This window comes from Leucobacter sp. NPDC015123, assembly GCF_043080205.1.
Classification (GTDB): Bacteria; Actinomycetota; Actinomycetes; order Actinomycetales; family Microbacteriaceae; genus Leucobacter; species Leucobacter aridicollis_A.
On sequence record NZ_JBIBVH010000004.1, the window covers coordinates 67,898 to 81,973 of the forward strand.

The window sequence follows — 14,076 nt, forward strand, 5'->3', positions numbered from 1 at the left end:
CTTTGTCTTACCAGGCACGCGCGGCTTCGCGCTGCCGATCTGTGAGGGATTCGAGGCTGCCGCCTGCAGCCTCGAGACGAATACGGGCGACTTCCTGCTCGATGTCGGTTGGCAGGTCGTAGACTCCCGGTTTCCAGTCCTTCGCGCCGGCGGCGAGCCGCTCGACTGCGAGAGCCTGGAGCGAGAGCGAGAGATCCATCACTTCGATGGGGTTTCCCTCGGCGTCGGCGCAGTTCAGGCAGTCTCCTTCGGAGATGAGATTGACTGTCCGGCCCGCGCGCGACGTGTAGGCAGTGACCGCGTGGCGCACGTGACGTGCGTCCCCGAGGCCACGAAGGTAGTCCATCGGCATCTCGAAGTCGCCTCCGCCGGCGGTGCAGAGGAAGGCACCCTCTGGCAACGCTTCGACGTGTTCGGCTGTGACGGCGTCTGCGAGACCGGTGCAGCTGAACACCACCTCGGCCGTCACTGCTGCCTCACGGAAGGCTGTGACCTCATAGCCGTCGTGAAGTGCACGCAGAGCCCGTATTGGATCAATCTCGGAGACAATCACACGGGCGCCAAGCGCCGCAGCATACTTCGCAACTCCCATGCCAACCCAGCCGTAGCCAACAACCACGACTCGGCGGCCCGCGAGCTGCAGGTTCGTAATGTCAACGAACGCCATCACGCACGACTGACCAGTGCCGTAGATGTTGTCGAAGAGATATTTCGCTGCAGAGTCGTTGACGGCGATAACGGGGAGCTTCAGCTCGCCCTCCTCGTGCATCACGCGGAGGGGGCGAACCCCACTCGTGGTCTCCTCAGCTGCGCCGATCATCTTCGCAACAAGCTCTGGGTATTCGCGGTGCGCGAGTCGTGTCACTGAGGCGCCATCGTCGATAAGAATGTCGAGGCCAGTCTCGAGGAACTCCCGTGCAAGCTGGAGCTCCTCAGCTTCAGTTGCGCGGCTATCTGCGAAGACCTGGAAGCCCTGCTCACGCAAGGCCTCAACAACCTGCTGATCCGTCGATGACGCGTTGCAGTACACCGCGACGTCGGCGCCGGCATCCCGGAGCGCGAGCGCAAGGTTCGCTGTCTTTGGCTCGAGCACGAGGCTCACACCAACGCGGACGCCCGCGAGCGTCCCGGCGCGCTTCACACGCTCCGCGATTGCGCGCAGCACCGGCATGCTGCGAGCCGCCCAAATAATGCGCTCTGCGCCAGACCCGGTGATGTCGATCATGCTGCGCCCCCCTCTTCCATGCGTGCGGTGTGATCGTCGCGCTGATCGGCGCGGAGCTCGTCCAGGGTGATCCCGTACGACGCGAGCTTTGCCGTTGCGATCGAATCGTCGAGTTCCTTCGGCAGGATGTGCACGCCCGGCTCGAGATCAGTCGACGCAAGGTGGTGCACGCCGAGGCCCTGCACCGCAAACGTCAGGTCCATGACCTCGACAGGGTGTCCGCTGCCGCCGGCGATGTTGACGAGCGCGCCACCGGCGAGCACGTGAAGATCCCGATCCCCGACGGTGTAGCTTGTGATGCCCGGGCGCGATTCGAAGACGTGAGAAGATGCAGCTTCGAGGGCCTCGGTATCGACTTCAAGGTCGTGATGCCCTGCGTTGCCGAGCACGACGTCGTGCGCGAGGTACTGAATGTCTGCCTCGCCGATCGCGCGCATCCCGCCTGTGGCTGTGATGATGACTTCGGCCTCTGGGAACACCTCCGCGCGGGATCCGACTGTATGCCCATCGGTGTGAGCCTCAAGCGCGCGGACGGGGTCAACCTCCGTCACAAACGTTCGCGCACCCATTGCCTTGGCGTAGAGCGCGAGTCCCTTGCCGACGTAGCCGTAACCAACGACCGCGATGCGCGAGCCTGCAATCTGGCGGTTCGTGAGGCGCAGGAGCGCCTGCAGTGTCGTCTGGCCTGTCGCGTAGCGGTTATCGAACAGGTGCTTGCAGCGTGCGTCGTTCGCGGTGAGCGCCGGGAATGGAAGGTTGCCGGCGGCCGCCATTGCCTGCAGCCTCGCCGTACCGGTGGTTGTCTCTTCCGAAACGCCTTTGAGCTTCGCAAACACGTCGGGGCGATGCTCCGCGGTGCGCATCGTGAGCTCGGCCCCATCGTCGATGATGTAATCCGGTTCGCAGTCTGCTGCGGCCTTGAGCTCGAGCTCCCAGCTGTCGTAGTCTCCCCCGGCGTCTGCGACTACAGTCATGCCGCGTGCGCGGAGCGCAGCAACGACGGATGCGTCCGTCGTGCGCGGGTTGCTTCCGGCCGCGATGACCTCGGCACCCGCGTCAGCGAGCACCGTCGCGAGGAACGCAGTCTTCGCTTCGAGGTGTACAACGACAGCGACACGCTTGCCGCGCAGCGACCCGTCGTTCACCGCCTCGCGCACGTAGCCATCGAGAACGGGCGAGTGTGTGCGCACCCACTCAATCCGGGCGGCACCGTCGCGTGCGAGCGCAGCGGTCCTGTCCTCTGCGGCAGCTGTCTGATTCGCCTCTTGCGCCATACGTCCCCCAACCCTCCGGCCACCCGAAGTTCGTCAACGGAAATTATCTTAGCGCTTAGATCGGCGTCGTCAAAGGCAAGTGACGCCGCGTGACATGTGCTAGTCGGCGCTCCACGCAAGCGGCAAGCGGCAGAATCCCAAGGGCTACGGGCCCTCAGAGATCGCAAATAGGCAGCACTCAGGCTTCGCCGATAGCGGTCCCAGAAGTTGGGCAGCCGCACGTCTCCCCAACCACAAGTTCGCCGGCGAACACGAGATGCGCACCCAGCGGGCCCGGCGAGTCACCGCCACTCTGCGCGGCCGCACCGATCTCTTCAAGCATGTCAAAGGCGCGCTCAGCAAGCTGCTCCATCGGCACCCGGACAGTGGTGAGCCGCACCCTGCCGAGGAGGGCCTCGCGGATTCCGTCAAAGCCCACAAGGGCAAGATCCTCAGGGATGCGAGCGCCGACAGCCGCTGCGGCCCGCAACACCGCGAGCGCCTGTTCATCGGTCGTCGCAAAGATCGCCTCAGGCCATTCTCCGCCCTCGAGAATCTCGCGCACGTCAGCCTCGACCTGCACCCTGTCGAAGGAGCTACGATACACGCGCCCCTCGGTCGGCAGGCCAGCCTCCGCCATTGCCTGTTCCCACCCCTGCACGCGGAGGCTCGCCGGGTCTCCGGCGTGCGTGCCTGCCAGACACAGGATGTCTGTGAAGCCGTGACCGATCAGGTGTTCCACCGCGAGTTTGGCTCCAGCGTGATCGTCAAATCGCACACTCGGAGCCGTGACGCCCTCGGGAACCGAATGGATGAAGACGAACGGCACGTCGGATGGGATCTCATCCCCCTGCGCAACACTCATCGTAAAGATTCCGCGCGCCCGCAGATCAGAGAAGCCCGAGATGTAGTGGGCAGAGATCTCACCGTCGTACCCCGTGTTGCCGAGCATCGTGAGGAAACCGCGCTTTCGTCCCTCAGCCTCGAAGCAACGCGACAGCTCACCAAAGAACCCATTCGCCGTGTCAGGCACAATCAGCCCAACAAGGTTAGACCGGCCAGCGCTCAACGCCCCAGCGATCGGGTTTCGCCGGTACCCCAGCTCCCCGATCGCCTTCTCAACGCGCTCACGCGTCGCCGGCGCCACCGCCCGTGGCCCGTTGTTCACGACATAGCTCACGACGGCAGTCGAAGTGCCAGCCTTCGCTGCAACATCGGCGAGCGTCGGGCGGCGTGAAGATGAACCCATGGTCATTCATTGTAGGGGTGGAGGCCGCCGCCACGCCCGCCTGCCCGGACACGCGGGCAGCGACCCGAATCTGCGGCAACCCCTGGCAAGATATTACGCATGACACTTACCGCGGCAGCAGATGGTTCGGCACTCGGCAACCCAGGCCCCGCAGGGTGGGCCTGGGTCATCGACGAAGACCGCTGGCGGGCAGGTGGTTGGCCGCGCGCAACAAACAACCAAGGCGAACTCATGGCCGTGCTCGATCTGCTGCATGCGACAGCCGACCTCGCTGAGCCCCTTCTCGTGCAGTGCGACAGCCAATACGTCATCAACTCAGTCACACAGTGGATGCCCGGCTGGAAACGCCGCGGTTGGCGTAAGGCAGACGGGAAGCCCGTGCTGAACCGGGAGCTGCTCGAAGCACTCGACAAGGCACTCGTCGGGCGCGACGTGAAATTCGAATGGGTGAAGGGGCACGCAGGGCACCCGCTCAACGAGGCCGCTGACGACCGAGCTCGCTGGGCAGCGGAGGCCTACCAGCGCGGAGTCGAGCCAAACCGTGGTCCCGGATTCGCCGGTGCGGGCCCCACTCCCGAGATGCAGGCGAACGGAGCTCACACGCAGCAGGCTCCCCCAACCTTGTTCTAGCGCGGTGACGCGGCTCGAGCCGGTCGCACCCTATGGGCCACTCCCTGGTGCAGCACGAACCTCTTCACATCCTCGCGTGCTCCCCAAGTACCCGGAGAATTGGGGTGCCACAGGAGAATTGCGGCCGCAAGGATGCCCGAGTAGTCAACGGACGAGCGAGCAGCGACCTGCAAGCTAGCGGCCGCGCCAGCAGTGCGCGTGGATGTGACGCCTGTCGCGCACAGCGGCCTCATCGCCAAACAGATGATCGGCGGGCCATGCGACAACGTGAGCCTGACCAGCGGGCACGTCCGTGCCACATTCCGGGCAGCGATACGCTTTCTCAGCCCGGTGTGCAGGGATATCCCGCACGAACCACTCGCGCCCACCAACGAATTCTTTACGGGCGCCGCCGTAGGCAAGCCGGGTCACATCGCGCTGAGGCGATTGGGCGGCTCGCTGGTACTTATTCGGTCCGCGACTGCGCGCCACCGGTTACCACCAGTGGTTCGCGGTCCAGAACTCGTACGCGCCGGCCCAGCTGCCATAGCGGTCAGTCGCGTAGCCGTTCGCCCAGCGGAGGTTGTCGACTGGGTTGTAGCCGCTTCCCGGGACCTTGCTGCAGGGCAGCGCCTGGATCAGGCCGCACGCGCCCGACGACGGGTTCGTGGCGTTCGGGTTCCAGCCGCTCTCCTTCTGCGCGATGAAATCGACATAGCTCCAGTCACTCTCGGCGATGCCAGCCGCAGCCATCCATTCCGCCGGCGACCCGCCACCCTCAAAGCGTGGAAGTGCGGCCGGAGCCTGCACTGCGTCCTGAGTTGCTTCGGTCCCGGTCTCTGTCTTCGCGGGTTCAGGCTTTGGCTCGGGCTTCGGGTCGGGAAGCTTCTCGATCGGAACCTCGGGCAGGACGAAATCGTCGGCCGGGTTCTCGTTCGGCACGAACTCCTGGTACAGCCGCTCGTTGAGCGCGGCCGGAATCACATCGGCGTTCGCGTCAGTCAGAGTCATCGGCGCAACAGCGGCGCCGCCGAGGAGTACAGCGACGGCAGCGACCGCAAGCGGCGCTCGCATGCGCATCCAGGGACGGGTGGGACGTGTTGTCTGAGTACTCACAATGTAACGATCTTATATCAGGGCCGCTGGGAAGCCAAGGGCGAACAAATCAGGGATCAGCGTGTGGACAGAATGATGTCGACAAGCGAGTCGAGCAACGCGTCAACCTGCGCCTCGTCGTACCCGCGCCACTCGGGGTGGAACACGACCTCGCGCACCTCGCCAGGGGTCACCGAGATCTCGCGGTTCGCGAACATCGCACCGATCCGATCGAGGAAGGCGTCGACCTGCGAGCGCCGGTAGCCGAGAGCGAATACTCCACGCCGCCTGAACCGCTTGCCACGCGGCCGACCGATTCGACCACGAACGTCAGAGAGCAAGCCACGAGCTTCGCGCCACCACTCGTCCTCGCCCTGCTCTCGAACAACAGCCCGCCGTTCGCGCTCGAAGAAAACATCCTCGAGGCGATCCAGAGCCGCGTCGACATGCCTGGGCGAATACCCCTTTCGCTGCATCTTAAACGCGAGGCTGCGCACGTCATCTGCGGTGAGACTCGGCGCCCCCCCCTCCTCGTACGCAGACCGCGCGCGATCGAGGAACTCGTCGACCTGCTGCGGCTTGTAGCCGCGCTCGCGGCCAGAGGTCAGCGGGAACGGGCTTTCGTTTTCTGCACCGTGACTCACGACAAAACTCCCAACGCCAGTGCAAGGCCAAAGGCAACGACAGTGGATGGAAGCAACGAATCCAGCCTGTCAAGCAATCCGCCGTGGCCCGGGATCCAGTTGCTCATATCTTTCACGTTCAGGTCACGCTTGATGAGGGACTCAGTGAGGTCTCCCCCGGTCGCCGTCAGCAGCACGAGCGCGCCGAAGATCAACCCAACCCACCAGGGTTGGTCAAGCGCCGCAACAGTTATTCCGACGCCTGCAACCATGGCGGCGACTGCTGCTCCGGCAAAGCCCTCCCATGTCTTGTTGGGGCTGATGCGCGGCGTCATCTTGTGCTTGCCGAGTGTGACACCAGCAGCGTATGCGCCGATGTCGACCGAAACCGCGACGAGTACGAGCGCGAAGACCCACCACTGCCCGTTCGGCACTGCAAGCAAGAGCACCGCAAAGCTTCCGAGGAATGGCACGTAAACGAGTGTGAACAGCCCCGAGAAGATGTCGCGGATGAGTGTCTTCGGCTCGACAGGCGTGCGGGCTGCAAGGCCTTCAACGACACGCCAGATTGTGAGGAGAGCGGATGCGGCGAACAAGCTCAGCAAGAGCCCCTCAGCGCCGTAGAAGTACGCCGAGGCAACCATGCTGAGGCCGCTGACAACAACGCCAATTCGCGGAACGCGACGACCGGCTACGCGGAACGCAGTCGCGAGCTCGACGACGGCGACGCCAACGAGCAGCGCGATGAACCACACGAACAGGATGCCGTCAAAGAACAGCAGGCTCCCCAGGAACACCCCGGCGAGCAAGAGGCCGACGCCGATGGCGAGAAAGAGATTCCTGCCGGCTTTCTTCTCGATTCTCGCGTTCGTCGCCTCGAGCTGGGCCCGTGTCGCCTCGAGCTGGGCGCGAGTCGAGTCGAGATGTGCTCGAATCTCCTCGCGCCGCCCTCCCCCTGACATACGGATCAGACTTCCAGAAGCTCAGCTTCTTTACGCTTGAAGGCCTCATCCACCTGATCGGTGAACTGCTTGGTGAGCACTTCAAGCTCCTTTTCCGCGCGTGCGACGTCGTCCTCGCCGATCTCACTCTTCAGGGCGTCGAGGTCATCCTTGGCGCTGCGGCGCACGTTGCGAACTGCCACGCGTGCGTCCTCTGCGCGGGTCTTCACGATCTTCACGAACTCCTTGCGGCGCTCCTGCGTCAGCTCGGGAAGCGTCACGCGGATCACGTTGCCGTCGTTCGTTGGGTTCGCTCCGAGGTTGTGCATGTCGCGGATACCCTGCTCGATCGCTTTCATCGCGCCCTTGTCGTAGGGCGTGATGATGAGGCTGCGCGCATCCTGGTTGGCGACAGACGCCAGCTGCGGCAGCGGCGTTGGCGTCCCGTAGTAGTCGACCATCAGGTTCTGGAGCAGCGCGGGATTTGCACGCCCAGTACGCACGGTCGCGAACGACTCCTTTGCGGCTTCAACCGCCTTGGTCATTCGTTCCTTTGCGTCTGCAAAGACTTCTTCAATCACGCTGCATCTCCTCCACGACTCCTCACTGACCCGTACGGCCAGCAATCGGTTTTCTGCAATAGTTCGAGTTTAGCGGTGTACCAGCGTGCCGAGCTTCTCGCCACGGAGAGCGGCGGTGACATTCCCCGCTGGCTCCATGCCAAAAACGCGCATCGGCATGCCGTTATCCATGCACAGGCTAAAGGCTGTCGAGTCGACGACCTTGAGGCCCTTCACGAGCGCCTCATTGTACGTAATGTCGGTGATGAGCGTCGCCTCGGGGTCCACTGCAGGATCCGCCGTGTAGACGCCGTCGACACCATTCTTCGCGACGAGTACCTCGTCCGCTTCAATTTCGAGCGCGCGCTGTGCCGAGACAGTGTCGGTGGAGAAGTATGGAAGGCCGGCGCCGGCGCCGAAGATCACGACGCGCCCCTTCTCCATGTGACGGATCGCGCGAAGCGGAATGTAGGTCTCTGCGACCTGCGTCATCGTGATCGCCGACTGCACTCGGGTCTCAACGCCTGCCTGCTCGAGGAAGTCCTGGAGCGCGAGCGCGTTCATGACGGTGCCAAGCATGCCCATGTAGTCGGCGCGGGCGCGATCCATACCGCGCTGCGACAGCTCCGCACCGCGGAAGAAATTGCCTCCGCCGACGACAATCGCGACCTCGGTCTGGTCCATCGACGCAGCGATCTCGCGCGCGATCTGGCTGACGACGTCAGGATTCACGCCAAGCGTTCCCCCACCGAACGCCTCGCCCGACAGCTTCAGCAGTACCCTGCGCTTACGATTGCTCTGATCGGACATGCGTCTCCTTCATTAAATCTCTCGCCGGTCTCCCGGCACTCTCTTCCGGATCCATGATCCAGATTCGCGGCGCCAGCCTGCTCAACTCAACAGCCTACCGTCCGCACAGCACAAAACCCGGGCCTAAACGGCCCGGGTTTTGTGTTGATGATGTTAGGCGCCTACCTTGCAGCGGCTGAAGCCTGTCACCTTGATGCCGGCTGCCTCAGCAACCTTTGCGACGTCGCGCTTCTCAGCGTCGAGTGCGTGCACCTGCTCGTTGAGAACGACCTGCTTGAAGAACGCGTTCAGGCGGCCTTCAATGATCTTCGGGAGCGCGGCCTCGGGCTTGCCCTCGTTCTTCGAGATCTCAGTGACGATGTCGCGCTCCTTGTCGACGTCGGCCGCGGGGACCTCGTCACGGTTCACGAACAGCGGCTCTGCGAACGAGATGTGCTGAGCAATGCTGAGCGCAGCCTTCTCGTCGTCACCCTCGAAACCGACGACAACGCCGATCTGCGGGGGCAGATCCTTCGAGGTGCGGTGGAGGTACACGGCGGTGCCGGGAGCCTCGATACGCTCGACACGGCGAAGCTCGATGCGCTCGCCGATGATTGCGGCCTCATCGGTGATGAGGTCAGCAACGGTCTTGTCGCCTGCGGGGGCTGCGAGGCCCTCCTCGGCGTTCTTCGCGCCTGCGGCGACGAGCGCGTCAAGCACCTGCTCCGAGAGTGCGAGGAACTTCTCATTCTTCGCGACGAAGTCGGTCTCGCAGACGAGCTCGATCATCGTTGCAGCGCCTTCGCTCTGCTTTGCAGCAACGAGGCCTTCGCTCGCCTCACGGTCGCCGCGCTTCGCGACGCCCTTGAGGCCCTTGAGACGAAGAATCTCGATCGCCTTCTCGATGTCGCCCTCGGCTTCAACGAGAGCGTTCTTGCTGTCGACCATGCCAGCGCCGAGGCGCTCGCGCAGCTCCTTCACAGCGGCCATGCTTACTGCAGCCATGTGTGACTCCTTGGGGTTTGGATCCGGGCCGGGCTTCAGGCCCGACCCGGATCAATGACTATGAGAGAAAAATTACTCGGCTGCGGGAGCCTCAGCTGCGTCAGCAGCTGGGGTCTCGGTTGCCTCAGCTACCTCGGCTGCGGGAGCCTCGGTCGCCTCAGCTGCGGGAGCCTCTGCCTTGTCAGCGTTGAGGAGCTCAACTTCCCACTCAGCGAGCGGCTCAGCAGCAGCCTCGCCCTCGGCGGGCTTCTGGTGGCGCTCCATGAGGCCCTCAGCAGCTGCGTCAGCGATCACGCGGGTGAGCAGCGCTACCGAGCGGATTGCGTCGTCGTTACCCGGGATCGGGTAGGTAACCTCGTCGGGGTCGCAGTTGGTGTCGAGGATGCCGATGACGGGGATGCCCAGCTTCTTCGCCTCGTCGATCGCGAGGTGCTCCTTCTTGGTGTCAACAACCCAGAGCGCCGACGGCGTCTTGGTCATGTTGCGGATACCACCGAGAGTCTTCTGCAGCTTCTCGAGCTCGCGCTTCTTGAGGAGGAGCTCCTTCTTGGTGAAACCGCTGGTGCCACCCTCGAAGTCGAGCTGCTCGAGCTCCTTCATGCGCTCCAGACGGCCGGTGACGGTCTGGAAGTTTGTGAGGAGGCCACCGAGCCAGCGCTGGTTCACGTACGGCTGGTTCACGCGAGTCGACTGCTCAGCAATCGCCTCCTGTGCCTGCTTCTTGGTGCCAACGAAGAGGATGGTGCCGCCACGAGCAACAGTGTTCTTCACGAACTCGTAAGCCGAGTCGATGTAGGTCAGCGACTGCTGGAGGTCGATGATGTAGATGCCCGAGCGCTCGGTGAAGATGAAGCGCTTCATCTTCGGGTTCCAGCGGCGGGTCTGGTGTCCGAAATGGACGCCGCTGTCGAGCAGCTGGCGCATGGTTACAACGGCCATTGCCGTCTCCTGTTCTCGCGCGTAGCGCGCGATTGTTTGGTTTGTTCGGCCGCGGATGCGACCTAGTCCTAGTGCCCCCGAGTTTCACCACCCCTTGCGGGGACCAATGGCAAACCTCCGGTGAGTGGGCACGCGAAGTCACCTCTTGCGAGGCGCAGTAGAAGAGTCTAGCACTGGATCGGATGCCGTGTACGCCATCGCCAGCGTGTTTTCTGCTTCGCCCACACCCAGCGATACGCCCGCTTTGCGTGGGGTTCTTTCCACAGTTCCTCCATGGGTCGCCTCCCCCACGTTCCGACCAAGAAGACTGGAGCCCCAGCGACACGAACGGAGCACCCAAATGGCACGCCAGCACTCCCCGAAACCCTTGCCAGAGCCCTCTGCCAGTGAACAGGACCGCGCAACTACAATCGCGACCACCACCAGGCGCGATCTTGGCGCACGCGGCGAACTCATTGCAGCCGACTATCTTATTTCCCGCGGCTTCACCCTCATCGCGCGCAACTGGCGATGCCGCTATGGCGAACTTGATCTTGTGATGAGCGACGGCGACGCGTTCGTCGCCGTCGAGGTGAAAACGCGAAGCGGAACCGGCTACGGTGCACCGCTCGAGTCAATCACCGCGCGCAAGGCAGCGCGGCTCCGAAGATTACTACTCGAATGGGGCCTCGCCACCGGAAACCGCGGCGCCCGCCTGCGCGTCGACGCTGTCGGGATCACACTCAGGCCTGGCGACGCTGCACCACAGATTGAGCACCTGCGGGCCGTCGCATGAGCCGTGGGGTGCGCCGGGCGGCCGCGATCGCGCTCACCGGCCTCGAAGGGACGCCGGTGATGGTTGAAGCTGCGGTCTCGCACCAGCTTCCAGGGATGACGATCATTGGTCTCCCCGATACTGCGCTCGCCGAGTCTAAGCAGCGCGTCCGCACGGCGTCGGCGCAGGTGGGGTTACCAATCTCTGACCGATTCGTCACAGTCAACCTTGCGCCCGCTTCCCTCCCCAAACAGGGTTCCGGGTTCGACCTCGCGATCGCCCTCGCAGTGCTCTCGGCGTCCAAGCACGTTCCGACGGCGAAGCTCGCAGAGACCGCGCACATTGGTGAACTCGGACTCGACGGAAGCCTGCGCCGCCCGGTGGCTCTACTCAGTGCTGTGATCGCCGCGCGCGAGCTCGGTTTTTCACGCGTCATGGTGCCGTTCGAAGCAGGCGCAGAAGCGAGGCTTGTGCCGGGCATCGAGGTGGTGACGGCCGACACGCTTCTCGACGCGATTGCTTGGCACAAGGGCGAAGCACCCGCACCAGATATTGGTCGGGATGCCTCACGGCCCGCGCGACCGCCGACCCTGCAGCCACTCGAAACCGCAGACATGTCAGAGGTGTTGGGGCAGGAGGAGGCGGTCGAGGCAATGGTTGTCGCCGCCGCCGGGAGGCATCACGTGTCACTCACGGGTCCGCCCGGTTCGGGCAAGACACTCCTCGCGACGCGACTCGCGGGCATCCTCCCGGACCTTTCGCCACCTGAGTCGCTCGTTGCCAGCAGCATCGCCTCGCTGAGCGGCGTCTCACTTGACACGCTCGTCACCCGGCCGCCATTCGAGAGCCCGCACCACACTGCCTCGTCCGCTGCAATCATCGGCACGGGAGACTCGCGCGGCATCCGCCCCGGTTCCATCTCGCGGGCGAGCTACGGGGTGCTGTTCATGGACGAGGCCCCAGAGTTTGGGCGAGTCATTCTCGATGATCTCCGAGAACCGCTCGAGTCTGGAACCGTCACAATCTCACGAGCGCGCATCCACGCGAGCCTCCCCGCCAAACTCCAGCTCGTCCTCGCCGCGAATCCATGCCCCTGCGGCAACGCCGGTTCCCCCGAGACGGCGCTCTCATGTACGTGCACACCAAACACGCGCATGCGCTATCTTGGCAGGTTATCTGGGCCCCTTATCGATCGCATCGATCTCCGCCTCAACGTGCGCCGGGTGAGCAGCCTGAGCTCTCCGCTTTCCGGAAGGGCACCGACAAGCAACGACATCCGCGGGCGGGTCATCGCGGCTCGAGCGCGAGCACAACGACGGCTCCGTGGCACCCCCTGGACTCTCAACGGAGAGGTGCCAGGCGAATGGCTACGTGGTGAGTCGATGCGACTCCCCAGCGCTGCCACCACGACAATCGACCGAGCGCTCGCCCTCGGCGCGCTCACAGTGCGAGGCTACGACCGAATCCTTCGGGTGGCATGGTCGATCTCCGACCTCGCCGGCGAGTCGCGGCCGGGACGTAGCGAGGTTGCGCAGGCGCTCGCGCTGCGAGGCGGTTCGACATGAGTGACTCTGACGACTGGTTGGCTGCGAGAGAACCGCGACCGCGCAGGGGCAGCACCAGTTCGCACCAGCAAGGCATCATCCGTCCCGACGCAGAGACAGCTCCGCTGCTCGCTGCGGTCTGCACCGTCGACTCAGGCTCGGAAACCGACGCAGAGGATCTTCTCGCGCGCGTTGTGTGGTCCCGGGTCACGGAGCCAGGCGATGCCACCGCCGGAGCGCTGATCGCTGCGCTCGGTCCCCTCGCCGCTCTCGATCTGCTCACAGATCGCGACCCCGCCCGTGCATGTGCCCGAATGCTGCGAGATGCACGCCAGAGCGACATGTTAGGCGGAGGCGGCGCCCACTGGAGTGACACCGATGCCGTCTCTTCACGACGCCTTCGAGCCGGCGTGAAAAGATGGCTGCCACGGCTCAGCCGGGCCGACTCCCTCAGAGACTTGTCCACTGCCGTCGCACTGCATATGAAGGTTGTCACACCCGAATCGCGCGCATGGCCATCACAACTCAACGACCTCGGCGTACACACTCCGCACGCGCTCTGGGTACGTGGCGATCCCGCTGTGCTCGCTGCACCGTCGTTGGCAGTGGTGGGTGCCCGAGCGAGCACAACCTACGGCAGCCAGGCAACAGTAGATCTCGCCGGTGAGGCCTGCGAGGCCGGCTACTCAATCGTCTCCGGCGCAGCGTACGGGATCGACGCGGTCGCCCATCGCACCGCCCTCGCTGCGGGAACCCCCACGGTGGCAGTGCTCGCGGGCGGTGCCGACCGCCCCTATCCCGCAGCCCATGACAGGTTATTGAGCCGCATCGCAGACAACGGCGCCATCTGTGCAGAGCTACCCCCGGGAGCTGCCCCCACGCGGTGGCGGTTCTTGCAGCGCAACCGAATCATTGCTGCGCTCTCACAAGGCGTCCTTGTTACAGAGGCCGGGGTGCGGTCGGGCACTCTCAACACTGCGGGCCACGCTGCCGAGCTCGGGCGCGCGCTCGGCGCAGTTCCAGGCCCAATCACTTCCCCGGCCTCTGCTGGGTGCCACAGACTGGTTCGCGAATACGGCGCGCTGCTCGTCACCACCCGAGCCGAGGTGCGAGAGCTACTCGGAACACCGGAGGCTGCGGCGAGCGCCGACCGCGATACGGCGTCCGTTTCGTCGTTGCCCGCTGAAACTGTCGGGGATCAGGCAGACGACGACGGTCCGCCCTCGGGCGCCGGAGGAAGTTGGCGGGAGCCCCCGCTTCACAGGCGAATCCTCGACGCGCTGCCCCTCTCAGGGGGTCGGTCGGCTGCAGACGCTGCACGGGCAGCCGGGCTGAGCTTTGAAGAAGCCCGTGATGCGCTTGCCGAGCTCGACCTGCTTGGCAGGGTCTCAACAGTTCCCAGTCCCGACGGCAGCCAACGACTCTGGCGGCTCGTGAGAAGCGGCCGCCAGGCAACGCGGTGAAAGCAATTCATCACAGACATTTGTGCG

At 64.3% G+C, this 14,076-nt stretch carries 14 protein-coding genes; 4 read left to right on the top strand and 10 right to left on the bottom strand.

The features are described 5' to 3' along the window. Positions 1-7 precede the first annotated feature (7 nt). The 3 genes from ACF07D_RS09410 to ACF07D_RS09420 all read right to left on the bottom strand — a co-directional run bounded on the left by ACF07D_RS09410 (position 8) and on the right by ACF07D_RS09420 (position 3,727). Positions 8-1,225 (bottom strand): adenosylhomocysteinase, encoded by a 1,218-nt coding sequence (locus ACF07D_RS09410; RefSeq protein WP_391504730.1) that lies wholly within the window; start codon positions 1,223-1,225, stop codon positions 8-10. Further along, positions 1,222-2,499, bottom strand: coding sequence for an adenosylhomocysteinase (locus tag ACF07D_RS09415; RefSeq protein WP_255807960.1), 1,278 nt, complete (start codon positions 2,497-2,499; stop codon positions 1,222-1,224). Before ACF07D_RS09415 ends, ACF07D_RS09410 begins: the two co-directional genes overlap by 4 nt. 178 nt (positions 2,500-2,677) lie before the next feature. Continuing rightward, entirely contained in the window at positions 2,678-3,727 is a 1,050-nt protein-coding gene (locus ACF07D_RS09420; RefSeq protein WP_391504731.1) for a LacI family DNA-binding transcriptional regulator, read from the bottom strand. A 99-nt stretch (positions 3,728-3,826) separates the two neighbouring features. Here ACF07D_RS09420 and ACF07D_RS09425 point away from each other — a divergent pair, with 99 nt between their 5' ends. Further along, positions 3,827-4,357 (top strand): ribonuclease H, encoded by a 531-nt coding sequence (locus ACF07D_RS09425; RefSeq protein ID WP_119284126.1) that lies wholly within the window; start codon positions 3,827-3,829, stop codon positions 4,355-4,357. Positions 4,358-4,831: 474 nt separating this feature from the next. Here ACF07D_RS09425 and ACF07D_RS09430 read toward each other — a convergent pair whose 3' ends face one another. The 7 genes from ACF07D_RS09430 to rpsB all read right to left on the bottom strand — a co-directional run bounded on the left by ACF07D_RS09430 (position 4,832) and on the right by rpsB (position 10,288). Continuing rightward, positions 4,832-5,452, bottom strand: coding sequence for a transglycosylase SLT domain-containing protein (locus ACF07D_RS09430; protein WP_255807961.1), 621 nt, complete (start codon positions 5,450-5,452; stop codon positions 4,832-4,834). A 56-nt stretch (positions 5,453-5,508) separates the two neighbouring features. Beyond that, positions 5,509-6,075 (bottom strand): DivIVA domain-containing protein, encoded by a 567-nt coding sequence (locus ACF07D_RS09435; protein ID WP_119284129.1) that lies wholly within the window; start codon positions 6,073-6,075, stop codon positions 5,509-5,511. Next, entirely contained in the window at positions 6,072-7,016 is a 945-nt protein-coding gene (locus ACF07D_RS09440; protein ID WP_119284130.1) for a phosphatidate cytidylyltransferase, read from the bottom strand. The genes ACF07D_RS09435 and ACF07D_RS09440 overlap by 4 nt, the downstream gene beginning before the upstream one ends. 5 nt (positions 7,017-7,021) lie before the next feature. Further along, positions 7,022-7,576 carry a ribosome recycling factor gene (gene frr / locus ACF07D_RS09445; RefSeq protein ID WP_119284131.1) on the bottom strand — a complete coding sequence of 185 codons (555 nt, stop codon included), beginning with the start codon at positions 7,574-7,576 and terminating at the stop codon, positions 7,022-7,024. 69 nt (positions 7,577-7,645) lie between these two features. Further along, complete coding sequence (pyrH, locus tag ACF07D_RS09450; protein ID WP_119284132.1) at positions 7,646-8,365, bottom strand: UMP kinase; 720 nt, start codon at positions 8,363-8,365, stop codon at positions 7,646-7,648. Positions 8,366-8,518: 153 nt separating this feature from the next. Continuing rightward, a complete protein-coding gene (gene tsf / locus ACF07D_RS09455; protein WP_119284133.1) occupies positions 8,519-9,349 on the bottom strand; it encodes a translation elongation factor Ts in 831 nt (276 codons plus the stop codon). A gap of 72 nt (positions 9,350-9,421) precedes the next feature. Further along, the gene (gene rpsB / locus ACF07D_RS09460) at positions 9,422-10,288 is read right to left on the bottom strand and encodes a 30S ribosomal protein S2 (protein ID WP_391504732.1); all 867 of its coding nucleotides are present in this window, start codon (positions 10,286-10,288) and stop codon (positions 9,422-9,424) included. A 340-nt stretch (positions 10,289-10,628) separates the two neighbouring features. Here rpsB and ACF07D_RS09465 point away from each other — a divergent pair, with 340 nt between their 5' ends. Genes ACF07D_RS09465 through dprA form a run of 3 tightly spaced genes read left to right on the top strand, consistent with a single transcriptional unit; the run spans position 10,629 to position 14,049 of the window. Then, complete coding sequence (locus ACF07D_RS09465) at positions 10,629-11,063, top strand: YraN family protein (protein ID WP_119284135.1); 435 nt, start codon at positions 10,629-10,631, stop codon at positions 11,061-11,063. Further along, entirely contained in the window at positions 11,060-12,607 is a 1,548-nt protein-coding gene (locus tag ACF07D_RS09470) for a YifB family Mg chelatase-like AAA ATPase (RefSeq protein ID WP_391504733.1), read from the top strand. The genes ACF07D_RS09465 and ACF07D_RS09470 overlap by 4 nt, the downstream gene beginning before the upstream one ends. Further along, a complete protein-coding gene (gene dprA / locus ACF07D_RS09475) occupies positions 12,604-14,049 on the top strand; it encodes a DNA-processing protein DprA (RefSeq protein ID WP_391504734.1) in 1,446 nt (481 codons plus the stop codon). The genes ACF07D_RS09470 and dprA overlap by 4 nt, the downstream gene beginning before the upstream one ends. The last annotated feature ends 27 nt before the right edge of the window (positions 14,050-14,076 follow it).

Excerpts from the sequence above, each read along its gene's own strand:
- ACF07D_RS09470 (WP_391504733.1), top strand. The coding sequence starts at position 11,060 with ATGAGCCGTGGGGTGCGCCGGGCGGCCGCGATCGCGCTCACCGGCCTC.
- ACF07D_RS09410 (WP_391504730.1), bottom strand. The coding sequence starts at position 1,225 with ATGATCGACATCACCGGGTCTGGCGCAGAGCGCATTATTTGGGCGGCT.
- ACF07D_RS09425 (WP_119284126.1), top strand. The coding sequence starts at position 3,827 with ATGACACTTACCGCGGCAGCAGATGGTTCGGCACTCGGCAACCCAGGC.
- rpsB (WP_391504732.1), bottom strand. The coding sequence starts at position 10,288 with ATGGCCGTTGTAACCATGCGCCAGCTGCTCGACAGCGGCGTCCATTTC.
- pyrH (WP_119284132.1), bottom strand. The coding sequence starts at position 8,365 with ATGTCCGATCAGAGCAATCGTAAGCGCAGGGTACTGCTGAAGCTGTCG.
- ACF07D_RS09415 (WP_255807960.1), bottom strand. The coding sequence starts at position 2,499 with ATGGCGCAAGAGGCGAATCAGACAGCTGCCGCAGAGGACAGGACCGCT.
- ACF07D_RS09465 (WP_119284135.1), top strand. The coding sequence starts at position 10,629 with ATGGCACGCCAGCACTCCCCGAAACCCTTGCCAGAGCCCTCTGCCAGT.
- dprA (WP_391504734.1), top strand. The coding sequence starts at position 12,604 with ATGAGTGACTCTGACGACTGGTTGGCTGCGAGAGAACCGCGACCGCGC.
- ACF07D_RS09440 (WP_119284130.1), bottom strand. The coding sequence starts at position 7,016 with ATGTCAGGGGGAGGGCGGCGCGAGGAGATTCGAGCACATCTCGACTCG.
- tsf (WP_119284133.1), bottom strand. The coding sequence starts at position 9,349 with ATGGCTGCAGTAAGCATGGCCGCTGTGAAGGAGCTGCGCGAGCGCCTC.
- ACF07D_RS09420 (WP_391504731.1), bottom strand. The coding sequence starts at position 3,727 with ATGGGTTCATCTTCACGCCGCCCGACGCTCGCCGATGTTGCAGCGAAG.